Annotated in this window: 18 protein-coding genes and 1 pseudogene; 9 read left to right on the top strand and 10 right to left on the bottom strand. The window is 70.0% G+C overall.

The genetic code is table 11. The features are described 5' to 3' along the window. Nucleotides 1–98 precede the first annotated feature (98 nt). Both LIU39_RS12880 and LIU39_RS12875 read right to left on the bottom strand, forming a co-directional pair. A complete protein-coding gene (locus tag LIU39_RS12880) occupies nucleotides 99–1,946 on the bottom strand; it encodes an FG-GAP-like repeat-containing protein (protein WP_227046801.1) in 1,848 nt (615 codons plus the stop codon). A 67-nt stretch (nucleotides 1,947–2,013) separates the two neighbouring features. Continuing rightward, nucleotides 2,014–2,733, bottom strand: coding sequence for a hypothetical protein (locus LIU39_RS12875; RefSeq protein WP_227046800.1), 720 nt, complete (start codon nucleotides 2,731–2,733; stop codon nucleotides 2,014–2,016). 425 nt (nucleotides 2,734–3,158) lie between these two features. Here LIU39_RS12875 and LIU39_RS12870 point away from each other — a divergent pair, with 425 nt between their 5' ends. The 3 genes from LIU39_RS12870 to LIU39_RS12860 are packed head-to-tail and all read left to right on the top strand — an operon-like array spanning nucleotide 3,159 to nucleotide 6,398. Further along, nucleotides 3,159–4,283: a hypothetical protein gene (locus LIU39_RS12870; protein WP_227046799.1), complete on the top strand. Its 1,125-nt coding sequence runs from the start codon at nucleotides 3,159–3,161 to the stop codon at nucleotides 4,281–4,283. Between the two features lie 44 nt (nucleotides 4,284–4,327). After that, nucleotides 4,328–4,846 carry a hypothetical protein gene (locus LIU39_RS12865; protein WP_227046798.1) on the top strand — a complete coding sequence of 173 codons (519 nt, stop codon included), beginning with the start codon at nucleotides 4,328–4,330 and terminating at the stop codon, nucleotides 4,844–4,846. A 28-nt stretch (nucleotides 4,847–4,874) separates the two neighbouring features. Continuing rightward, nucleotides 4,875–6,398: an NHL domain-containing protein gene (locus LIU39_RS12860; RefSeq protein ID WP_227046849.1), complete on the top strand. Its 1,524-nt coding sequence runs from the start codon at nucleotides 4,875–4,877 to the stop codon at nucleotides 6,396–6,398. Nucleotides 6,399–6,764: 366 nt separating this feature from the next. Here the strand turns inward: LIU39_RS12860 and LIU39_RS12855 are convergent, their stop codons facing one another. The 5 genes from LIU39_RS12855 to LIU39_RS12835 form a co-directional block, all read right to left on the bottom strand. Beyond that, nucleotides 6,765–8,009 carry a cytochrome P450 gene (locus LIU39_RS12855; RefSeq protein ID WP_227046797.1) on the bottom strand — a complete coding sequence of 415 codons (1,245 nt, stop codon included), beginning with the start codon at nucleotides 8,007–8,009 and terminating at the stop codon, nucleotides 6,765–6,767. Nucleotides 8,010–8,048: 39 nt separating this feature from the next. Further along, nucleotides 8,049–8,840, bottom strand: coding sequence for an ABC transporter permease (locus LIU39_RS12850; protein ID WP_227046796.1), 792 nt, complete (start codon nucleotides 8,838–8,840; stop codon nucleotides 8,049–8,051). Beyond that, nucleotides 8,837–9,838, bottom strand: a complete 1,002-nt coding sequence (locus LIU39_RS12845) for an ATP-binding cassette domain-containing protein (RefSeq protein ID WP_227046795.1) — start codon at nucleotides 9,836–9,838, stop codon at nucleotides 8,837–8,839. The genes LIU39_RS12850 and LIU39_RS12845 overlap by 4 nt, the downstream gene beginning before the upstream one ends. Nucleotides 9,839–9,975: 137 nt before the next feature. After that, on the bottom strand, nucleotides 9,976–10,812 hold the full coding sequence (locus LIU39_RS12840) for a DUF4097 family beta strand repeat-containing protein (protein ID WP_227046794.1): 837 nt from the start codon (nucleotides 10,810–10,812) through the stop codon (nucleotides 9,976–9,978). 86 nt (nucleotides 10,813–10,898) lie between these two features. After that, the gene (locus LIU39_RS12835; RefSeq protein ID WP_227046793.1) at nucleotides 10,899–11,435 is read right to left on the bottom strand and encodes a hypothetical protein; all 537 of its coding nucleotides are present in this window, start codon (nucleotides 11,433–11,435) and stop codon (nucleotides 10,899–10,901) included. Nucleotides 11,436–11,885: 450 nt separating this feature from the next. Here LIU39_RS12835 and LIU39_RS12830 point away from each other — a divergent pair, with 450 nt between their 5' ends. The 4 genes and pseudogenes from LIU39_RS12830 to LIU39_RS35550 all read left to right on the top strand — a co-directional run. Then, nucleotides 11,886–12,089, top strand: coding sequence for a cold-shock protein (locus LIU39_RS12830; RefSeq protein ID WP_181763581.1), 204 nt, complete (start codon nucleotides 11,886–11,888; stop codon nucleotides 12,087–12,089). A gap of 349 nt (nucleotides 12,090–12,438) precedes the next feature. Continuing rightward, complete coding sequence (locus tag LIU39_RS12825) at nucleotides 12,439–13,980, top strand: DEAD/DEAH box helicase (RefSeq protein ID WP_227046792.1); 1,542 nt, start codon at nucleotides 12,439–12,441, stop codon at nucleotides 13,978–13,980. A 110-nt stretch (nucleotides 13,981–14,090) separates the two neighbouring features. Then, nucleotides 14,091–14,396, top strand: coding sequence for an SCO5918 family protein (locus LIU39_RS12820; RefSeq protein WP_227046791.1), 306 nt, complete (start codon nucleotides 14,091–14,093; stop codon nucleotides 14,394–14,396). Between the two features lie 116 nt (nucleotides 14,397–14,512). Further along, a pseudogene (locus tag LIU39_RS35550) lies at nucleotides 14,513–15,169 on the top strand (PmeII family type II restriction endonuclease); the annotation flags it as partial. A 213-nt stretch (nucleotides 15,170–15,382) separates the two neighbouring features. On the opposite strand, the gene LIU39_RS12810 reads toward LIU39_RS35550, so the two are convergent. Then, nucleotides 15,383–16,492, bottom strand: a complete 1,110-nt coding sequence (locus LIU39_RS12810; RefSeq protein WP_227046790.1) for a DNA cytosine methyltransferase — start codon at nucleotides 16,490–16,492, stop codon at nucleotides 15,383–15,385. Between the two features lie 353 nt (nucleotides 16,493–16,845). Between LIU39_RS12810 and LIU39_RS12805 the strand changes: the two genes are divergently transcribed. After that, nucleotides 16,846–17,961 carry an aminopeptidase P family protein gene (locus tag LIU39_RS12805; protein WP_227046789.1) on the top strand — a complete coding sequence of 372 codons (1,116 nt, stop codon included), beginning with the start codon at nucleotides 16,846–16,848 and terminating at the stop codon, nucleotides 17,959–17,961. An 86-nt stretch (nucleotides 17,962–18,047) separates the two neighbouring features. On the opposite strand, the gene LIU39_RS12800 is transcribed toward LIU39_RS12805, so the two are convergent. Continuing rightward, nucleotides 18,048–19,271 carry an NAD(P)-binding protein gene (locus LIU39_RS12800; protein WP_227046788.1) on the bottom strand — a complete coding sequence of 408 codons (1,224 nt, stop codon included), beginning with the start codon at nucleotides 19,269–19,271 and terminating at the stop codon, nucleotides 18,048–18,050. Between the two features lie 322 nt (nucleotides 19,272–19,593). On the opposite strand from LIU39_RS12800, the gene LIU39_RS12795 reads away from it, so the two are divergent. Next, nucleotides 19,594–20,271 carry a pentapeptide repeat-containing protein gene (locus LIU39_RS12795; protein ID WP_227046787.1) on the top strand — a complete coding sequence of 226 codons (678 nt, stop codon included), beginning with the start codon at nucleotides 19,594–19,596 and terminating at the stop codon, nucleotides 20,269–20,271. A gap of 81 nt (nucleotides 20,272–20,352) precedes the next feature. On the opposite strand, the gene LIU39_RS12790 is transcribed toward LIU39_RS12795, so the two are convergent. Beyond that, nucleotides 20,353–20,850, bottom strand: coding sequence for a hypothetical protein (locus LIU39_RS12790; RefSeq protein WP_227046786.1), 498 nt, complete (start codon nucleotides 20,848–20,850; stop codon nucleotides 20,353–20,355). Between the last annotated feature and the right edge of the window lie 84 nt (nucleotides 20,851–20,934).

The following is a 20,934-nucleotide window of genomic DNA, read 5'->3' as shown; positions in this document are numbered from 1 at the left end:
AGGCGAAGGCGTGCCAGGCCGCACGTCGGAGCGGAGTGACAGGTCCCGGCACGCCCATGGCGAGTCGCCGGGACGCGACTGTGGAGGTCCTCCGAGGGCTAGCGGGTCCTGAAGCGGCGGAAGAGGTTTCGGGCCACGTACGCCCCCGGGCCGCCGAAGCCGACGATGTCGACGCGCCCGTCGCCGGTGATGTCGGCGAGGAAACGGGGGTGGCGGTCGACCCGCCAGCCGCCTGCGTCCTCGTTGTACCCGAACCCTCGGCACACCAGCTGGGCCTGCTCGAAGTGGCCGTCGCCGCGGCCGTGTGACACCCAGACCCCTTCGTTGCCGAAGCCGACGATGTCCGGGGTGCCGTCGCCGGTGACGTCGGCGAGGAACCGGAGGTGCTTCCCGCTCGTCCACCCCTGGGCGAGCCCGAAGTCGTTCAGGACGAGCTTCGATGGCTCGAACGTGCCGTCGCCGCGCCCCCGTGCCGCGACGACGCCCTGCGGCCCGAACCCGACGATGTCCGGAGCTCCGCCACCGGTGGTCCTGAGCAGGAACCGGGGGTGCTCCTCGACCGAGCTCCACCCCTGGTCGACCCCGAAGTCGTCGAGGACGTACAGGGGGTCGGCGAACGCTCCGTCCTCGTCCTGGAGCGATACCCAGACGCCGTCGTCGTGGCAGCCGACCACATCGAGCCTGCCGTCACCGGTGGTGTCGCCGAGGAAGCGGGGATGCTTGTCGGCAAGCCAACCGCCCGCCTTCTCGTCGTGGCCGAACGCCCGGAGAACCGGTTCGTCGCCGATCGGTGCGAACTTTCCTTCCTCGTCCTGGAGTGACACCCAGACGCCGTCGTCATGGCAGCCGACCACATCGAGCCTGCCGTCACCGGTGGTGTCAGCGAGGAAGCGGGGATGCTTGTCGGCAAGCCAACCGCCGGCCTGCTCGCCGTGTCCGAACGCCTTGAGGGCCGGCTCACCGCCCGCGGGCGCGAACGTCCCGTCCTCGTCCTGGGGGGACACCCGGACACCGTCGGCGGCGAGCACGATGACATCGGGCTTGCCGCCGCCCGTCGTGTCCGCGAGGGTCCACAGGTCCTCGGGGCTCGCGGAGGGTACGGGCGGGTGCAGGACGCGCTCTTCGTCGTCGAACGTGCCGTCGCCCCTGCTGGACGACGTCACGGCCCCCTCCGCGGCCTTGAGCCCTACGATGTCCGCCCGCCCCGCTCCCGTGGTGTCGGCGAGGAACCGCGCACCGGCCCCGGCCCACCACCCCGGTTGCCCGCCGGGGGAGCGGGTGGCCCCTTCGCTCTTCCACTCCCCGGCGTCCTCGTCGCTCCCGAACTGCTCCAGGACCAGCAGCACGTTGCTGAAGGAGGGCGTCGCGCCGGGTGCCGGCCGCAGCCCGGCCGACGGGGCCAGCCGCCAGGACCGGCGGCCGTTCCAGTGGTCCAGCGCTGCCCAGTGCAGCACGGGGTCGCTGGTGCGCTCGGGCTCGGCCGGGACGAATCGCCACCGCTGGCTCTCCGCGCTGTCGTCGTGCTCGCGCAGGACGATCCGGGTGTCGTCCGCGCCGGGCTCGTCAAGGTCGAGAACGGCGCCATCGGTCGCGCCCTCGATGAAGAAGAGGCCCGCTTCGCCCTCAACGGGGACGACGTGCCACTGCTGACTCCGATTGCCGTCTGCGGCGTCCCACTGGCGGACGCCGCGGTCCGCGGCGGCAGGGTTGTCGAGCACCTTGCCGCTGACCGCGTTGCGGATCACGTATACCTGGTCGCCTTGCGCTTGCCCGCCCTGTGCGGCCTGCACGGGGGCGAGTTGCCACTGCTCCGGGCTCGGGCCGCCGTCGGGGAAGTCGCGGACGACGAGCACCCCGTCCGCGCTCGGCGCGGCCTCGGCGCCGAGGGTCTTCCCCGTGGCGGCGTTGACGATCTCCAACTTCAGTTCTTCGATGGGCACGGGCATCGTGGTGCCTCTTCCAGGCGGTGCGGGCGTTGGCTCGGGACGGGTTCGGCGCGACGGTGGCCGCGGATCACGTGAAGACGTGGTGGTACGGAACGTTCCACTCGCTGGGCAGCCGCGGGTAGAACGTGTTGATGACCGTCCCGGTGAAGTCCCCGCCCCAGTTGTAGGTGAGACGCACCTCGCTGTCGGCCGTCACCGCGTGGTCCTTGAACCCGAGAATGGCGTCGGGGTGGGTGATCGGCACGAAGGTGATCCCGCCCCACGGCGTCACCGTGACGACCCAGAGCTGAGTGTCCTCGGGCGCGCCGTTCTTCCCGCGCCACTTGTCGCCGACCTTGTTGGGGAGTCCTACCTGCACGGTGTCGGCCGTGCTCTTCGGGGCCTCCTGGTGGACGGCGATGCGCCTGCGCTGCGGCTTCGGCGCGCCGTCGTCGCCGCGCCCGGCGCCGGCTTCGCCCGCACCGGCGGGTTCGGGCGACACCTGGCCCGCGGCGCTCTCGATGAAGTACAGCGGTCGCTGCCCGAAGAAGCCGGCGGGAGTGATGTACCAGAGGTGGCCCTGCGCTTCCTTGGTGTCCGGGTCGAGCGCGGTGGCCAGTTTGACCCCCTTGTCGTGGCTCTCCTCCTTCAGCTCGGTGGGCCGCAGGTAGCCGCCGTTGAAGGCGTGGACGAGCATGACCGGCCGGTTTTCGAGCAGTGCCGCCACGATTGCGTTGTCGTAGCTGTTCACCGCCACCGGTCCGCCGACCACCAAATTCGACATCGCCGTGCGTTCTTGGGTGTACATCGCGGAAACCTCACCTGTTCTGAATGTGGAGAACAATGCGTCGGGCGCTCAGTTCAGTGCTTTATCGCGCGGCATTACCGCAGACTCAATCACCCTCGATCAAGACGCCTCCAAGACGCCTTCGAAAGCGATGAGATGGTCGAATCGAATCCCCTCACCTGCGTCAACGGCGAGGCCGCAGCGCTCACAGGAAGGGCTGTCGGAAAGTCATCGATCGGATGATTGGCAGCGCTTCAACGTACCTACAGCTCTTGCAAGTTGAGAACAGCCACTGAACCTTGATCACCCGATTGGGTGAATGTCCAGAGGCGCCCTTCCGAGTGATGAAGCCCGTGGTAATTTCAATTTCCGGGACATGCGCAGACGCCTGTTACCGCTTTGCCGTTCACTGAACGCAGTTCGATCAGATCAGTCGAGGACGGGGAATGCCTTCCAACGCGTACAACCTGGAACGGGCCAAGCGCCAGCCGCTGACGAAGAAGAACCTGCGGGAACTCAATATCGAGCAGACCTGGCAGTCCGTCCTGGACCATCCCAACCTGGTCTACGTCGATGACTACGGCGTGCGGCACAAGCCGGTCGGGTTCTCCTTGAACAAGTCGAGCTTCGGCGCCTTCCCCGGTTCCGCGTTCAAACTGGGCTGGCTCGCCTACATGAACCTCGGGGAGCCGCTGATCGAGGAGCGGCGCAACGTCGATCAGCCCCCGCCCGACACGTTCTCCTCGCGCACCTACGTCAACCGCAGCCAGACGTCCACGATGAAGTTCACCGACTCGGTCGAGTTCACCGTGTCGAACGAGGTCACCTGGACGCTCCAGGGCGAGGCCCAGCTCACCTTCGGCGGCAGCGTCGGCGCGGAGCTCCAGCTTCAGCTCCAGAGCCACCTCCAGGTGGACCTCCAGGCGCAGTTCGGGACGGAGCTGCAGAACCAGCTCCAGAACGAAATGGGGAACAAGGTCACGAACACCGTGACCAACGAGAACAGCAAGGACGACATCGGGGTCGACACCGCCAACGGCACCGAGAACGGCGTGACGAACTCGACGACGAACGGCGTGACGAACTCCGCGTCGAACTCGGTGACGAGCTCGGGGGCGTTCACGACCTCGGGCAGCGCCACCGGCAGCGCGGAACTCAACGCCCAGTTGATGCTGGGCATCATGGCCTCCGTCGGCGGCTCCCTGACCACCAGCTGGGCCTCGAACTCGCAGATCGAGGGCGAGGTTCCGCCGGATTCCCGCGTGGAGACCATCGTCACGCAGCGGCGTACCCGCAAGCAGTACTCCTACGAGATTCCGGTGACCTTCTCCGGGTTGCTCGCGGTGAAGTACGACGTACCGGTGGCGGTCCTGTCTCCCCCACAGTCCAGGGATTACCCCGGCCTTGAGTACGTGGTCGCCCGCGACCTCGGCGACATCGACCTGGCGGGCGGGAACGGCTTCCGTATGAAGGGGCTGGCCGAGGTCGTGTCCGCCCTGGAGGTCCACCACACGATGTTCGACGGCGAGAGCCTGACCGGCAGCGAACGCGGGCTGCACAAGCAGCCTTGAGCAGGCGGGCGGCGTCGGCATGACGACGACAAGGGGTGACGATCATGGTGTTCGACAACGTTTTCGGCTTCGCGGGCAGGGGTGCGGGGCTTTTCTCGGTGACCACCGACGGCGCCAAGCCGCAACCGGGGGTGGGCGTCGACTTCGAGGACGCCGACGACGACACATACGACGACACGAGCACGAGCCTGTTCACCAGCTCGATCCACGGGGCCAACTCCCGCGCGAAGGTCGTGCAGGAGCAGTCGCCGGAAGCGCGGGCCATCCTGGGCTTCCTCGGCTCCTTCATCCAGACCACCCAGGCGTCGGCCGGTGCGCAGGCCCAGTACGCCCAGAACCCCGGCTCGGTGTCCACGGCGGCGTCCGCCGGCATGCAGGAGTCGAGTGCGACGGTGACGGAGCACAGCGACCTCCAGAAGGACGAGGACCTGGAGAACAGGCCGAAGAAGAGCGACTTCTCCAAGGCGCCCGAGGCCCCTCCGGCCCCCGAGGCCGAGGCCCCGAAGGCGTCCAAGCCGACCGCCGAGGACCCGTCCGCCTCCAACGACAACCGCTCGCGGTAGGCGGTCAGTGAACGGTGAAGGGATGACGATGAGCACTGCCCACGAGGCAGCCACAGGTGGCGAGGACTCCGCCCCTCCGATCAGCACGGCCGCGGGGACCGGGGCCAGTGGGTTCGCAGGGGACAACGGGCCTGCCGTTTCGGCCAAGTTGCAACACCCGTACGAGGTCGCGGTGGACACCACCGGAGCCCTCTACGTCTCCGAGTACAGCCACCGGGTCCGTAAGATCACGGCTGACGGGAAGATCAGCACGGTCGCCGGCACGGGCACCAAGAGCTTCGGCGGTGACTGCGGCCCCGCCGTCTCGGCCCAACTGAACACCCCGCGCGGGGTGGCGGTGGACAGTGTGGGCGCCGTCTACATCGCCGATTCCGAGAACCAACGGGTCCGGAAGGTCTCGGCCGACGGGAAGATCTGCACGGTCGCCGGCACCGGCACCAAGGGCTTCAGCGGTGACGACGGACCCGCCACCGCCGCGCAATTGGACGGCCCGTTTGGGGTGGCGGTGGACAGCACCGGCGCCCTCTACGTCACGGACTGCAACAACCACCGGGTCCGTAAGATCACGGCTGACGGGAAGATCAGCACAGTCGCGGGGACCGGGACCGCGGGATCCGACGGAGACGGCGGTCCAGCGGTTTCGGCCCAGCTGAACCGCCCACGCGGAGTGGCGGTAGGCCGCGCGGGCGACCTCTACATCGCCGATGCCGGAAACCACCGGGTCCGTAGGATCGCGGCCGACGGGAAGATCTGCACGGTCGCCGGCACCGGCACCAAGGGCTTCAGCGGTGACGACGGACCCGCCACCGCCGCCCAATTGGATAGCCCGTTGGGGGTGGCGGTGGACAGCATCGGCACCCTCTACATCGCTGATTTCAACAACCATCGGGTCCGGAAGATCGCGGCCGACGGGAAGATCAGCACGATCGTCGGCACCGGCACCGCGGGCTTCGACGGTGACGACGGCCCGGCCGCTTCGGCCCGGCTGAACAAACCGATCGGGCTCGCCGTGGACCGCGTCGACACCCTCTACATCGCCGACCACGCCAACCACCGGGTTCGGAAGGTCGCGTTGCCGGAGATGGCCGGGCTGCCCGATTCGGGCGCGGTGGTCTCCTGGGCCAACATCCGCAGCAGGCTGCGCATGGCGGTCCACCGTGAGTCCACCAAGGACGGGGCCGAGATCCACCAGTCCCTCGCCGCCCCCAGGGAACACCAGCGGTGGCGGCTCGTCGTCGCGGGCCAGGACAACGGCGAAACCCTGTACACCATCGAGAACGTGCGCAGCGGCAAGGTCCTGGAGATCGTCGGGGCGCACGAGGCGGCCGGGGCAGTGGTCGCGCAACGCGCCTACGAGGGTGACGACGCACACCACCAGCAATGGAGGCTGATCCCGGTGAGCCCCGCGACCGACACCCCGTCGGTGTACGAGATCGCGAACCGGAACAGCGGTCTGCTCCTGCGCGTCGACACCAACGCCCGCACAGCGCTCAAGCAGCACAGGGCGGAGGGCGACCACCGGGACCGGCAGTGGCACCTGCTCCCCGTGTGACGCACGAGGAGTCAGGGGCGGCCTCACCCCTGACCATGCCTGGCCAGCCGTCCGTTATGCGTGAGCGATGCGTGAGCGGACGGTGGAACATGAGCCATCAGAGGCAGGACCGGCTATCAGGCCGGGTGGTGCTGACCTGCGAAGACAGCATCACCCAGCCTGATCCAGCACGCTGGATCAGGGATTCGGTCCCGCTTGTCAAGCGAAGGCCGTCGGTTCGAATCCGACCGGGGGCTCTGTGGAGGGGCGCTGCGAGCCGCGGGTTGGTTACGTGGTGGCGTTCTGGTCGGCCCCGGATCTTTTGGTCCGGGGCCGATTGCGTGAGCCGTGGGCGCTGAGCGTGGCGGCGGCGGTGGTCAGCAGGGGCTACGCCTTGTCCCAGGTGACCGGGAGGTGGTGTACGCCGTAGAGGTTTGAGTGGGTGCGTAGGGGGATCTCGTTCGGGGGGACCGCCAGGCGCAGGGTGGGGAACCGGGTGAGGAGTGCGGGGAGGGCTACGCGCAGTTCGACGCGGGCCAGTTGCTGGCCCAGGCACTGGTGGATGCCGTGGCCGAAGCCGAGGTGGCCGGTGGCCTTGCGGTGGAGGTCGAGGGTGTCGGGGTCGGGGAAGCGCTGCGGGTCGCGGTTGGCGGCCTCGATGGAGAGGGTGACCGTCTCGCCGGCCTTGATCAGCCGGCCGTCGATCTCGACGTCCTCCAGGGCCGCCTTCATTCCGGTGTGGGCGATGGTCAGGTAGCGCATCAGCTCTTCGACGGCCTGGTCGGCGAGGGCCGGATCGCTGCGCAGGGCGTGCAGTTGGTCCGGGTTGCTCAGCAGGGCGAAGGTGCCGTGCGCGATCATGTGGGCGGTGGTGTCGAGGCCGGCGGCGAGCAGGAAGCCGCCGACGCCGGCGAGTTCTTCGTCGGTGAGGGTGCTGGTGGTCAGGTCGCCGAGCAGGTCGTCGGTGGGCTCGGCGCGCTTGGCCACGACCAGCGCGTGCAGGTACTCCTGGAGCCCGGCCATGGCGGAGTACCTGTCTTCTTCGGTGGCGTGGAGGTCGGTCAGCGTCTGTGTCTGACGCTGGAAGAGCTCGCGGTCGGCCGTGGGCACACCCAGCAGTTCGCAGATCATCAGGGCGGGGACGGGCTGGGCGAACGCCTGCACCAGGTCCACCGAGGGCCCCTGGCGTTCCATGGCGTCCAGGTGATCTGTGGTGATCTCCCGGACGCGGTCGGTCAGTTCGCGCATCCGCCGGACGGTGAACTTGCCGGCGAGCAGCTTGCGGTAGCGGGTGTGTTCGGGGGCGTCCATGCCGGTCATGTCGCCGACCGGCGCCGGGGGCAGGCTGCCTTCGGGTCCGCCGGGGAGCGGGTAGTGCATCAGCTCGTAGCGTGAACTGAAGCGGGGGTCGGCGAATATCGCGCGGACCGTGGCGTAGCCGGTGGCCAGCCAGCCCACGTGGCCGTCGGGGTAGGTCATCCGGTGGAGCGGTTGTTCCGCGCGCAGCTGGGCCAGTTCGGCGGGCGGGTCGAAGGGGCAGCCTGCGGGACGGGCGGTGGGCAGGCCGGGGAGCGGCGCTGTGGCCTCTCCTGGGGTCTTCTCGGGCGGGTTCGGCGAGGGTGCGTGGGTCATGGGGCCTCCGGGGTGTGATGCGGCGTGTGTGGTGGGGGGTCAGCATTTGGTGTTACGGGTGAAGGCGGTGCGGGCCCAGAGGTAGCCGGTCAGGGTGAGGCCGAGGCACCAGGCGAGGGCGATGAGCCAGTTGTTGCCGATTTCGGTGCCCATCAGCAGGCCGCGCAGCGTCTCGATGACCGGGGTGAAGGGCTGGTACTCGGCGAACCAGCGCAGCCCGGCGGGCATGGACTCCGGCGGGACGATGGCGCTGCCGAGGAAGGGCAGGAACGTCAGCGGCATGGGCAGATTGCCGGCGGTCTCGACGTTCTTGGCGATCAGGCCCATGGCGGCCGCCAGCCAGGTGAGCGCCAGGATGAGCAGGGTCAGGACGCCGATGGTGGCGAGCCACTCCACGGGGGTGGCGGTGGGGCGGAAGCCCATCAGCAGGGCGACGCCGAGGACGAGCGCGATGCTGATCAGCGTCTGGATGACGCTGCCGACGACGTGCCCGGTCAGGAACGAGGCGCGGGAGATCGACATCGTACGGAACCGGTTGACGATGCCCTCGGTCATGTCCGAGCAGACGCTGATCGCGGTGGACAGGGCTCCGGAGGTCGCGGCCATCAGGATGATGCCGGGGGCGACGTAGTCGATGTAGGAGCCGCCGCCGGTGGGCGCGCCGCTGATGCCGGAGCCCAGGGCGCCGCCGAAGACGTAGTTGAAGAGCAGCAGCATCACCAGCGGCATCGCGACGACCGTGACCGTCATGCTCGGGTAGCGCAGTGCGTGCTTCAGGTTGCGCCGCAGCATCGTCAGGGAATCGCCGGCGGCGTAGGACAGGGAGCTCATCGGACGCTCTCCTTCCGGGAGTTGGCCCCGGCGCCCGGCCGGGTGCGGGCGGTGAGGGTGAGGAAGACGTCGTCGAGGTCGGGGGTGTGCACGGTGAGGGCCTCGGCCCTGAGCTGCGCGCCGTCCAGGGAGTCGAGGACGGCTCGGAGCGTGCCGATACTGCCGTCGGCGGGGATCCGCAGGGCCAGGTCTTCGCTGTCGCGCGTCGCGGAGGCGAAGAGGGCCGCGGCCGCGTCGAAGGCGCGCGGGTCGCCGAACCGGAGGCGGATGTGGCCACCGGGGACGAGGCGTTTCAGCTCGTCTGCGGTGCCTTCGGCCACCAGCCGTCCCTGGTCCAGTACGGCGATGCGGTCGGCGAGTTGGTCGGCTTCTTCCAGGTACTGCGTGGTCAGGAAGATCGTGACGCCGTCGTCGGTGACCAGGCCGCGGATGATCTCCCACATCGTGCGGCGGCTTCGCGGGTCCAGGCCGGTGGTCGGCTCGTCGAGGAAGATGATGCGCGGCTTGCCGACCAGGGTCATCGCGAGGTCGAGTTTGCGCCGCATTCCGCCCGAAAAGGTGGAGACGGGTTTCTTGGCCGCCTCGCTCAGCTCGAAGCGGTGCAGCAGCTCGGCGGCACGGCGTCTGCCCTCGTGGCGGCGGAGATGCAGCAGGTCCGCCATCAGCATCAGGTTCTCGTGGGCGGTCAGCAGGTTGTCCAATGCCGCGAACTGGCCGGTGACGCCTATGACGGCGCGTACGGCATCGACCTCGTGGGTCAGGTCGTGGCCCGCGATCCGCACCTGGCCGGCGTTCGCGGAGATGAGGGTGGAGAGGATCTGGACGGTGGTGGTCTTGCCCGCGCCGTTGGGCCCGAGCAGCGCGAAGACCGTGCCTTCGGGGACGTGCAGATCGATGCCGTCGAGCACCACTTTGTCGCCGTAGGACTTGGAGAGGCCCGAGGCGGTGATGGCTGGGGGGAGGGGGGATCGCGTGGGCGCCGTGGGAGTCGCAGGCATGGGAATAGCCATGGGCATGACAGTCCTCTGCTGAGCAGTGAGTGCGGTGTCGTGGTGGGGTGTGTGATCAGGCGTGGCGGGCCAGGCGGCCCGGTGGCGTCCGCCCGGTCCCTGGTCCGGTGTGACGGATTGCCTGGTCAGGGGCGGTGGATGAGGATGTCGCCGACTCCTGTGCGGGCGCGCACCTCGACGGTCTCGTCGGAGTCGCCGGGGCTTTCGGCCGGGCCCAGGGAGTTGCGTACGCTGCCGAAGCCGGTGTGCACGTCGAGCCAGGCGGCGGTGGACTCGCGGATACCGACGGCGATGTCACCGGCGGCGGCCTGGAGCGTGACGTGGCCGCGCGCCACGTCGCCGATGCTGATGCCGCCGTTGGCGGACCTGGCGTCGGCCCCGGCGTGCGCGATGCCGACGGAGATACGGCCGTTGGACGCGTTCACCTTCACCTCGCCTGCCACCTCGCCGATCTCGGTGTCGCCGTTGGCGTTCTTGACCGTCGCCGCGCCCTTGACCTCGCCGATGTCGACCTGGCCGGCCGCGACGACGTCGGCGTTCCCTGTTACGTGGCGGGCCCGGACGGTGCCGTGACCGGACTTCAGGTTCACCGTCGCCGCCTGGTCGATCTGGATGTCGCCGAGCGACGTCTTCAGGCGGCAGTCCCCAAGGCGGCCTTCACAGGTGAAGTCGGCCACGGGGGAGGTGCCGTGGAGATCCGAACCGGCCGGCAGCTCGATGCGTACATCGAGCGAGCCGCTCTTGCCGAACAGGGAGCGCTTCTTCGACCCCTTGATCAGCAACTTGCCGTCCGAGCAGGAGACTTTGACCTGCTGTGCGGCCCGCACGTCGGCGTCGTCGGCCGCATCGCTCGGCAGGATGTCGACGACCGTGTCGGCGCGCTTGCTCGCGGTGATCCGGACGGATCCCATGTCGAATTCCAGGGTGACGGAGAGCGGTTCAGACGTATCGAATGCAGGCATGGCTGTGCCGTCCTCATGGCTGTGGAGTGAGTTCCCGCCGGTGGGGCGGGTGTTGGAGGGAGAAGCGGTACGGGAGGGCGGGCCGGCTAGCGGACCCAGCCGGTGTAGCCCTGCTTGCCCCGGTGGCGGCTGCGGGCGGGCGGGCCGCCGCCGCTTGTGCCGGGTTCCAGCGCGGCGGCTGCGGCCCGTACCAGCCAGGCGTTGACCGAGAGACCTTCCTGGCCCGCCGCGTCCTCGACCCGCGTCTTCAGCTGTGCGGGAAGCCGGAAGTTGACCCGCGCCGTGCCGCCCTCGTCGCCGTCCGTAACCGGGGGCACGGGCGCCGGCGCGCCGCTCGGTGCACCTTCCCGGCCGTCCGCCTCTTCGTACGGTTCCGAGGTCGGCGACGGCGTCACCACGAACTCGGGGTCGAGCCCGCGCAGCCGTACGTCGACCGAGCCGGGCGCCAGGTCGCGGGTGACCTCGGCCATGGCGGCGGACAGTGCGTTGAGCAGGGTGAGCCGGGCGGCGGATTCCATCGGGGCGGTGAGGCGCTCGGCCAGGGCACGGGCTTCGGCGCCACCCGCGTCCGCGGCGACGGCGAGCTCATGCCGGAGATTGTCGACGTAGGGCGTGAGGTCCATGACGCCATCATGGCGCCACTGTGGCGCCATGGCAAGCCCTTGTGGCGCCATCATGACGTCGAGGTGGCCCCGGGTGCTGAGTCGATCTCCGCTGCCCGGCTTCGGCCCGCGCGCCGCCGGGTGAGGGATTCGTCACCCGGGTCCGCCGCCTGGGGCGGGTGCGGAAGTGGTGATATTCCTCGTCGAAACAGCGGGAATATGCAGTGCGACGTCCGGGGAAAATGCTGGTCAGGGCAAAATTCCGGGCATTGCCCCGGCACGGTTGGCCGCGCCGTGCTACTGTCGTAATCAGTTGCAGTTGTGGTTCCCAAGAGACTTCGAGTGCCTCCGCCGTCATACACGGCGGGAGTGCTTTTGTATTTTCCGGTGCATTTCCGGACGGGGCGATCATCGCGGCGACGCGGGGTCCACATGGTGTGGGCTCCGGGCACTGCCCCGAAGGAGAAAAAAATGGCTACAGGCACCGTGAAGTGGTTCAACTCGGAAAAGGGCTTCGGCTTCATCGAGCAGGAGGGTGGCGGCGCTGACGTCTTCGCCCACTACTCGAACATCGCCGCCCAGGGCTTCCGTGAGCTCCAGGAAGGCCAGAAGGTCAGCTTCGACGTCACCCAGGGCCAGAAGGGCCCGCAGGCCGAGAACATCGTTCCCGCCTGACGCTGACGCGTACGACGCAGCTGGGGCCCGCACCTTGGGTGCGGGCCCCAGCTCGTTGTTTTCCCGGTAACTCCCTCGTGCGTGCCATCGCCGCCGCACGAGCGACGCCGGCCACCCCTCGGGGTGCCGGACCGTCAGCTGCCGAGGCGGGACGTCCGTCCGCCCGGCTCACGATCGGCAGGAAACGCCCTTCTGTACGGCGAATTCCGATCGTTTTCGACACAGCGGATCCGGTGTATTCCGCATCCGCTTCGTTTCATCTATTTTTTCGGTTCGTCTTTGCGGTTCTCTTGTGTGCGGCCGGCAGCTGCCGAGGATTCCTCGACGTACCGCATCGAGGAAGGTTCCCATGAACCGCACAGCACGCTCCAACGACCGCTCCCGCACCGGCTCGTCCGGCTCCGGACGCAGCGGTGGCCCCCGCTCCCCGGCCCCGAGCCGTTCCGGTGGTTCCGGACGCGGCGGAGCCCCCAACCGCTCCGGTGCGCAGGGCCGTTCCGGCGGCGGCGGGCGTCGTCCCGCCGCGCTGCGGGGCGAGTTCGCGGCGCCCGCCACCCTGACCCCGGCCCTGCCCCCTGCGGAGACCTTCGCCGAACTGGACATGCCGGCCGAGCTGCTGGCGGCCCTGGCATCCGAAGGCATGGCGGCGCCGTTCCCGATCCAGGCCGCCACCCTGCCGAACTCGCTGGCCGGCCGCGACGTCCTGGGACGGGGCCGCACCGGATCGGGCAAGACGCTCGCCTTCGGCCTGGCGCTGCTGGCCCGCATCGCCGGCCGCCGCGCCGAGCCCCGCGAGCCCCTGGCCCTGGTCCTGGTGCCCACCCGTGAGCTGGCGCAGCAGGTCAGCGACGCGCTCGCGCCGTACGCCCGTTCGCTGAAGCTGCGGGTGGCCACCGTCGTCGGCGGGATGTCGATCGGGCGGCAGGCCGGCGCGCTGCGCGGCGGGGCCGAGGTCGTCGTGGCGACTCCCGGGCGGCTCAAGGACCTCATCGACCGTGGCGACTGCCGCCTGCGCCAGGTGTGCGTCACGGTGCTCGACGAGGCCGACCAGATGACGGACATGGGCTTCATGCCGCAGGTCACCGCGCTCCTCGACCAGGTCGGCCCCGACGGGCAGCGGATGCTGTTCTCGGCCACCCTGGACCGAAACGTCGACCTCCTGGTGCGCCGCTACCTGACCGACCCGGTGGTGCACTCCGTCGATCCCTCGGCGGGTGCGGTCACCACGATGGAACACCACCTGCTGCACGTGCACGGCGCCGACAAGTACGCCACCACCACCGAGATCGCCGCACGTGACGGCCGGGTGATCATGTTCCTGGACACCAAGCACGCGGTGGACAAGCTCACCCAGCACCTGCTGAGCAGCGGTGTCCGCGCGGCGGCGCTGCACGGTGGCAAGTCCCAGCCCCAACGCACCCGGACGCTGGCCCAGTTCAAGACCGGGCACGTCACCGCCCTGGTGGCCACCAATGTCGCCGCCCGCGGCATCCACGTCGACAACCTCGACCTGGTCGTCAACGTCGATCCGCCCAGCGACCACAAGGACTACCTGCACCGTGGCGGCCGTACCGCCAGGGCCGGCGAGTCAGGCAGCGTCGTCACGCTCGTCCTGCCGGGCCAACGCCGGGGCATGACGCGCCTGATGGCGGACGCCGGCATCACCCCGCAGACCACTCAGGTCCGCTCCGGCGAGGCCGAACTCAGCCGCATCACGGGCGCCCAGGCCCCCTCGGGCGTCCCCGTCACCATCGCCGCGCCGGTCGCCGAACGTCCCAAGCGGTCCGCTTCCTCCGCGCGGGGACGGCGCAGCAGGCCCGCCCGTGCCCGGCGGGCCGCCGGTGCCGCGCAGAAGACGGGCGGGAAGCCCTCCTTCGGCTCGGCGGCGTGAGGACGGACCGGAATTCCGCGCTCCACGGACCCGCCCCGACCCCTGCCGCACCGTTCTCCGCCCGGCGGCACGTCCGTTGCCGGCTTTCTCTTCGACCCTGTTGAGGCCCCATGCGCTGCGTCATCGCCCGCTTTCCCTTCGACCTGATCAAGAGTGAGGTGCAGGAGTCGATGAAGGGCGTCAAGCCCGAGCCCATCACGGGGGAGTCCGTGATCATCGGCCGCCGCCACTACCCCGTCAAGCAGGTCGGGGAGATCATCACCCGGCAGGACCGCCGCGACTTCAGCGCCGGCGAAGTGACCAGGGCGCTGAGCCGCCTCGGCTTCACCTGCCGCCCCGCCCCGACGGAGCTGCCCGCCGCCGGCCTCACCCCGCTGGAGACGGCGTCGGCGCTCCTGGGGCCGTCCGGCAGCTGACCGGCGCCACGCGCCCCTCGCCCGTGCGGAGTTGAGATTTCCGCGCCCGCCCCGTCCCGCCTGCGGAAGCCGGTGACGGGGCGGCGGCGTATGGCCGATCATGATACGAATGGCGCATGCCGGACCTCACGCTGCCCGCCCTGACGCCTGAGCCGGCCGCCGTGCCGCAGCAGGCCCTTCCCTTCGAAGCGGAGCGGGCCCCGGCCGTTTCGGACGCGGAGCTGGCGAGCGAGGTGAGCGGGCTGCTGCGGATTCCGCTCGACAGGGCGATGCTGGTGGTGACGGAAGCCGAGCGGCTCTACGTCAACCGGATGCGGGAGAGGTTCTCGTCGCTGAAAGTCGCGGACCGCCTGAAGCGCACCAATCCTTTCCTGCTGCGCATCAGGAAAGCGGAAACCGTCCGCGATTGGGCGACGCTCCAGGTGCGGAGCGCCCTGTACGCGTCCGAGGAAGAGGCCGTCGGGCATCTCCTGGAAGCCGTCGTCAAGGCGTGCTTTCCCGGCGCCCGGTATCCCGAGCACCCCGACGACTTCGACTTCGAGGTGCTGGGGGAAGACGGTGAGGTGCAGGGCTACCAGGTGAAGATGAGCTGGGACTGCATGCCGATGAGTTCCCGGAAGAACCTGTCCCACACCATTGTCCGGGTACGCGGCGAGTACGAGAAGACCGGCCAGGATTTCGTCGGATACTTCGCCCCTTGCTACGGCAGGGCGCGGACTTCCAAGGCGCCGGGACAGGAATATGTGACGCTTTCCAGCCGGGAGTTCTGGGAGCGGGTGGGAAATGGCACCGCGGACTACGACGTACGGGTGGGCGAAGTCTGCGCGCTGCTGTGCTCGGAGTTCCGGAAAGAGGTGCTGGACACTCTCGTGCCCGATCTGCTGGATCGCCTCACCCGCGCCGCACAGCCGGAGATCGGCGACGCGGACGGAAACATCGACTACGCGAAGCTCTTCCGCCGGGTCAATCGACAGGCGGCGGCCTGGTCAGACGGTGACGGTGGCCGGCCGGCTTTCCAGGGTGCAGCGCAGGTGCGTGCCGAGCGCCTCGGCGAGACGGACCGGGACGGCGTTTCCGACGAGTTTGTACTGGTCGCGGCCGAGCCCGTAGAACTTCCAGCCGTCGGGGAATGTCTGCAGCCGCGCGCATTCGCGTACGGTCAGCGGCCGGTCGGCCACGGGGTGGCAGAGGGCGGTGCTGGCGTTCTGCGGTTCGGTGAGGATGGTGGGCGAGGGGGTGGCGAAGCTGAGCCTGCGCCAGTAGCCGGAGCGGCCGCCCTTGGCGTAGAAGGCGCGGCCCATGGATTCCTGCTGTATTTCTTCGGGAAGGTCGCGCCAGTTCCCGCCCTCGGGAATCATCCGCAGATACTTCAGCTTGCGCTCGCTGAACTTCGCGCAATACGAGTCGTCGGAGTCCAGGCCCGCCAGACCGTCGCCGATCGTCTGCCAGGGCTCGGTGAAGATCCCGGGTTCCTTGGCGTGCGTGGGGTCGGGGAAGGTGACCGTGCGGCCGTCGCGGTAGCCGATCAGGAATACCCGCTGCCGAGTCTGCGGAACGCCGTAGTCCGCGGAGTTGAGCTGGCGGTGGTCGAGGCTGTAGCCGAGTGCCTGCAACTGTGCGCAGAGTTCACGGAAGAGCGAGCCGTGCAGGTCATCGATGATCTTGCCGTTGTTGTTGTACGGCAGTTGCCGCCATTTCATCGAGGCCGAGAGCAGCCCCTTGACGTTCTCCATGATGAACGCCTTGGGCTGGAGGTCCTTCACCAGGCGGACGAACTCGAAGACGAGCGAGCCCTTTTCCTCGTCGTCGAGACCGCGGCGCTTTCCCGCGGTGCTGAAGCTCTGGCAGGGCGGACCGCCGGCGAGCAGGTCGAGCTCGCCCTCGCGGAGACCGGATGCCGCCCAGATATGATCGGTGGAAAGTCTGCGGATATCGTCCGGGTAGAAAGGAAGTCCGGGGCGGTTCGATTTCGCCGTTTCCACTGCGGCACTCATGTTGTCGGCGCCGAAACGGATCGAAAAACCCGCCTGTTCGAGGCCGAGGTCCAGGCCCATCCCGCCCGAAAAGACTGATACGCAGGTCGGTGCATCGCTCATGGGATGGAAACTCACTCCTGGTGGTATTTCTGCTACCTCTTCGTGACGCGAAACTCTCGCTTTTGCCGCCGTGTTCGTGACCGCGGCCGCTGTCAAGATCCGTCACGGCGCGGGTGTGAGGGCGTGCGCATTCTACACGATGAGCGGGGCCGTGTAATGGCCAATGGCGGGCGGCGGGCCTGTGGGTGAGGGATATCCCTTCCCTTTTCCTTCGGGAATGGGCGGGGAATGGGCGGGCCCGCGTTTCCCGAGAGAGCGTGGGCGGGTGCGGCGTACCCGGACCGGCCGCACCCGCGTGCCGTTCGGGTGCTTTCGCTCTGCCGCGCGCCCGGCGGCGGGCGTACATTCCTGGCATGGCGACTTCCACGACGCGTGACGACCACGAGCAGCGGATGGGACGGGCCGCCGCGACGGCCGCAGAGGCGGGCCTTGCCGGGCTGATCGTGACGCCGGGGCCCGATCTGGCATGGCTGTGCGGCTACCGCGTCACCGCGACCACCGAGCGGCTGACCGCACTGTTCCTCGCTCCCGGCAGGCGCCCGCGGCTGCTGGTGCCCGTACTGGAACAGCCGGACGCCGAAGCGGCCGCCGGGGCCGGGGCGCTGGACATCTCCGGGTGGGGCGACGGCGCGGACCCGTATACGGAACTGGCCGAGTGGCTCGATCCCAAGGGGCGTTACGGGGTGTCCGACGCCACCTGGGCGATGCATCTGCTGGGGCTGCAACGGGTATTGCCCGGCAGCGGCTACGGCGCGCTGTCCGAGGTGCTGCCGATGCTGCGGGCCGTCAAGGACGCGCACGAAGTGGAACGGCTGGCGGCGGCCGGTGCCGCGGCCGACGCGACGTACGAGGACATCCTGGGCCTGCCGTTCGCCGGCCGCCGCGAGCGTGAGGTGGCGGCGGACCTCGCCCGGCTGCTGACCGAACACGGGCACAGCCAGGTGGACTTCACCATCGTGGGATCAGGACCCAACGCCGCGAATCCGCACCACGAGGCGGGGGCGCGGTACATCAAGGACGGCGACATGGTCGTCCTCGACTTCGGCGGGCTGCGGGACGGGTACGGCTCGGACACCTCGCGCACGGTCCACGTGGGCGAGCCGACCGCCGAGGAGCGCAAGGTCCACGACATCGTGCGGGAGGCGCAGCAGGCGGCGTTCGACGCGGTGCGGCCCGGGGCGGCGTGCCAGGAGATCGACCGGGTCGCCCGGCGGGTGATCAGGACGGCGGGGTACGGCGAATACTTCATCCACCGCACCGGCCACGGCATCGGGGTGACCACGCACGAGCCGCCGTACCTGGTGGAGGGCGAACATCTGCCGCTCGTACCGGGGATGTGCTTCTCGATCGAGCCGGGGATCTACCTGCCGGGGCGGTTCGGGGTGCGCATCGAGGACATCGTGACGTGCACGGAGACCGGCGGGCGGCGGCTGAACGAGACGGAGCGGGGGATGGCGCTGGTGCGGTAGCCGCGGGCCGGACGGTACGTGGGCAGGGAGGCGGGCGGCGGGCCGGCTTCCTGCCACGCGTTCGGTGCCGCGGGCCCGCCGTCGCCTCAAGCGCGGTGGGGCACCGCCGTGTTGCGCAGGGCTCGGGCGGAAGCGAGCGCGAGCGAGACCGCCTCTATGGCGCTGCTGAAGGACACCTCGCACAGCACACCGGGGGCCGCGACCTGATCGCCCGCCAGATAGACGCCGTGCCCGCGGTCGATGGCCGGACGGTCCCGCCACGTGGTGCCCGGCAGATCCACCGCGCCCGTACGGCCGGTGGCCAGGGAGTCGCGCCGCCAGGTGGTGCGTGCGCGCCAGCCGGGGAAACCGGCGTCCAGGAGGAGCTCGGCCCGGCGGATCCCGTCGGCGCGCTGCTCGTGAGGCCCGATGCCGCTCTGCCCCTGGAGCAGCTGCTCACCCCGGGGAGCCAGCCCCGGATCCTGGGCGGTGAACCGCTCGACCCAGGCGGGGAAGTCGAGCCCGGACACCAGGAACGCGTCGCCGCGACGGGTCCGTACGGCGACGTCGATCAGTGCGGTACGGGCGCTGCCCCAGGTGAGGCCGTCGTCCTTCAGGAGGGCGCGGGCGGAGTCGAGTTGGGTGGCGACGATGACGGGGCCCGACTCGGGCAGGGTGCCGATGCGGGCGCCGGTTTCGATGCGTACGCCGAGGCCGCGGGCGTGGCCGGCCATCCGGGCGATCAGCTCGCTCCAGCCGCCCCGGATGTAGCGCGCTTCGGGCACGAGGGCGGTGGTGCGGCGCAGCCGCTCCTGGACGAAGGCCGCGGACAGGCTGCCCGGGTCGTGGTGGTAGGTCGCGACACCTGCGTAGTGGGCCGCGGCGCGGGCGGTCCGTTCGCCGGCCTGCCCGGCCGCCCAGGTGTGGAAGTCCTGGTCGACGGGGGCGTTGCGCCGGGTGCGGAGCCGCAGGATGCCGAGCGGCGGCGTGCGCCGCAGGGCGCCTCCGCGGAAGAAGCGCAACCGGGCGCCTTCGCGCAGCGGCAGCGGGGCGAGCGGCCCGGTCAGCCCCCGCTGGGCGAGCCAGGCCCAGTGCGGGCCGCGGCTGTAGAGCGCGTGCGGGCCTTCGTTGGTGCGGTAGGGCGCGTCGGCGGTACGGGCGCGTCCGCCGAGGGTCTGGTGCGCCTCGTACAGGGTGACGTCGGCGCCGGCCTCGGCCGCGGAGATGGCGGCGGTCAGCCCGGCGAAGCCGCCGCCGATGACGGTGAGGCGGGCGGGGGCGGGGTGGGGCGCGGGGCGACCTGTGTGCGCCGTGTCGGCCGTGCGTGCCATGAGAGTTCCTCCGTCGCGATGTGTCCCGGGCGCGCTGGGTGCGCGGTGTGTGCGGTGCGTGCGTGCCTGTGTGGGCTTGGACGGGAGGGCGGGGCCGGATGTGACATGCGGGGACGCGCGGGCGGGGGTGAGGTGTCAGGCGATGTCGGATCGTCACAGGTCAGAGGGGTGGGGAGGGGTCGCGGACGGGCATTGTCAGTGGTGTGGTTCACGATGGGTGTGCAGACGGGGACAGGGCTCACGTGCCGCGTGGGCCGCTGCGTCCGGCCGACGTGGAGCGGTGGCCGGGGGCGGGCGTACGGGCGTGGTGAGGCGGAAGGCGGTGAGCGCCGTGGCGGCGCGGGGCAAGGGGACGGCGCGGGCGGTACGGCGGGCCGAGGTGCGGCTGCCCGAGCTGGCGCCGCACGACGGCGCGGAGCTGGAGACCGAAGGGGACTACGACGGGCTGGAGTTCACCGAGGCCGACTGGGCGGGGCAGTCGGCGCGGGGCGCACGGTTCATGGACTGCGCGGTGCGGCGGTGCGCGCTCGACGAGACGGTGCTGAGCCGGGCGCGGATCATCGACAGCGTGCTGAGCGAGGTGCGCGGCGTCGGCACGGACCTGTCGCAGGCGTCGCTGCGCGATGTGGAGGTGACGGACGCCCGGCTCGGCGGGATACAGCTGCACGGCGCGGTGCTGGAACGGGTCCTGGTGCGGGGCGGGAAGATCGATTTCCCGAATCTGCGCAAGGCGAAGCTGCGGGACGTCGTCTTCGAGGGATGCGTGCTGGTCGAGGCGGACTTCTCCGGCGCCGAGATGGAGCGGGTGACGTTCGACGACTGCACGATCGCGCGGGCGGACTTCAGCGGGGTGCGGATGAAGGACGTCGACCTGCGGGGCGCGGCCGCACTGGACATCGCACGCGGGATCGAGCAGCTGTCGGGCGCCGTGATCAGCACCGTCCAACTGATGGACCTGGCACCGGCGTTCGCCGCGCAGGTGGGGGTGCGGGTGGAGTGACGGGGTGGGCCCTGGCGACGGGCCGGGGGCGGGTGGTCCGGGTGATCCGGCCGGTCCGGGTGACCCGGTCGGCCTGGTCGGTCAGACGCGGGGGAAGCGGGCCTGGAGGGCCCATACGGCCGGGTTGTCGTCCAGGCCGTCGTGCATGTCGGCGAGGTCGGCGATCAGGTCGTGCAGGAAGTCGCGGGCCTCGCGCCGGAGCGCACCGTGGTTGAAGGTGAGCGGCGGCTCGTCCGTGGGCATCCAGTCGGCGGCCACGTCGACCCAGCCGAAGCGGCGCTCGAAGAGCATCCGGTCGGAGGACTCGGTGAAGTCCAGCTCGGCGTGGACCGGCCGGGCCGAGCGGCTGCCCCGCGGGTCGGTGTCGAGCTGCTCGACGATGTCGCACAGCGCCCAGGCGAAGTCGAGTACCGGCACCCACCCCCAGGCCGTGGACACCTCGCGGTCCTCCTTGGTGTCGGCGATGTAGACATCGCCGCAGAAGAGGTCGTGGCGCAGCGTGCGGACGTCCGCGGTCCGGTAGTCGGTCTGCGGGGGGTCAGGAAAGCGGCGGGAGAGGGAGTAGCCGAGGTCGATCACGTCATCGATGGTGTCACGAGGCCGCCCGTCCCGCGTCGTGGCGGGTCGGGCGGCCTCGGCCGGCTTGTCAGTGCGTCGGCACGG

Source organism: Streptomyces pinistramenti, from assembly GCF_020564935.1.
Classification (GTDB): domain Bacteria; phylum Actinomycetota; class Actinomycetes; order Streptomycetales; family Streptomycetaceae; genus Streptomyces; species Streptomyces pinistramenti.
Note: the sequence above shows the minus strand (reverse complement) of the source record. Positions and strands in the feature narration are given on the sequence as shown.

What these genes read in the sequence shown, in the direction of transcription:
- LIU39_RS12880 (WP_227046801.1), bottom strand. Translation starts at nt 1,946, where the DNA reads ATGCCCGTGCCCATCGAAGAACTGAAGTTGGAGATCGTCAACGCCGCC.
- LIU39_RS12875 (WP_227046800.1), bottom strand. Translation starts at nt 2,733, where the DNA reads ATGTACACCCAAGAACGCACGGCGATGTCGAATTTGGTGGTCGGCGGA.
- LIU39_RS12870 (WP_227046799.1), top strand. Translation starts at nt 3,159, where the DNA reads ATGCCTTCCAACGCGTACAACCTGGAACGGGCCAAGCGCCAGCCGCTG.
- LIU39_RS12865 (WP_227046798.1), top strand. Translation starts at nt 4,328, where the DNA reads ATGGTGTTCGACAACGTTTTCGGCTTCGCGGGCAGGGGTGCGGGGCTT.
- LIU39_RS12860 (WP_227046849.1), top strand. Translation starts at nt 4,875, where the DNA reads ATGAGCACTGCCCACGAGGCAGCCACAGGTGGCGAGGACTCCGCCCCT.
- LIU39_RS12855 (WP_227046797.1), bottom strand. Translation starts at nt 8,009, where the DNA reads ATGACCCACGCACCCTCGCCGAACCCGCCCGAGAAGACCCCAGGAGAG.
- LIU39_RS12850 (WP_227046796.1), bottom strand. Translation starts at nt 8,840, where the DNA reads ATGAGCTCCCTGTCCTACGCCGCCGGCGATTCCCTGACGATGCTGCGG.
- LIU39_RS12845 (WP_227046795.1), bottom strand. Translation starts at nt 9,838, where the DNA reads ATGCCTGCGACTCCCACGGCGCCCACGCGATCCCCCCTCCCCCCAGCC.
- LIU39_RS12840 (WP_227046794.1), bottom strand. Translation starts at nt 10,812, where the DNA reads ATGCCTGCATTCGATACGTCTGAACCGCTCTCCGTCACCCTGGAATTC.
- LIU39_RS12835 (WP_227046793.1), bottom strand. Translation starts at nt 11,435, where the DNA reads ATGGACCTCACGCCCTACGTCGACAATCTCCGGCATGAGCTCGCCGTC.
- LIU39_RS12830 (WP_181763581.1), top strand. Translation starts at nt 11,886, where the DNA reads ATGGCTACAGGCACCGTGAAGTGGTTCAACTCGGAAAAGGGCTTCGGC.
- LIU39_RS12825 (WP_227046792.1), top strand. Translation starts at nt 12,439, where the DNA reads ATGAACCGCACAGCACGCTCCAACGACCGCTCCCGCACCGGCTCGTCC.
- LIU39_RS12820 (WP_227046791.1), top strand. Translation starts at nt 14,091, where the DNA reads ATGCGCTGCGTCATCGCCCGCTTTCCCTTCGACCTGATCAAGAGTGAG.
- LIU39_RS12810 (WP_227046790.1), bottom strand. Translation starts at nt 16,492, where the DNA reads ATGAGCGATGCACCGACCTGCGTATCAGTCTTTTCGGGCGGGATGGGC.
- LIU39_RS12805 (WP_227046789.1), top strand. Translation starts at nt 16,846, where the DNA reads ATGGCGACTTCCACGACGCGTGACGACCACGAGCAGCGGATGGGACGG.
- LIU39_RS12800 (WP_227046788.1), bottom strand. Translation starts at nt 19,271, where the DNA reads ATGGCACGCACGGCCGACACGGCGCACACAGGTCGCCCCGCGCCCCAC.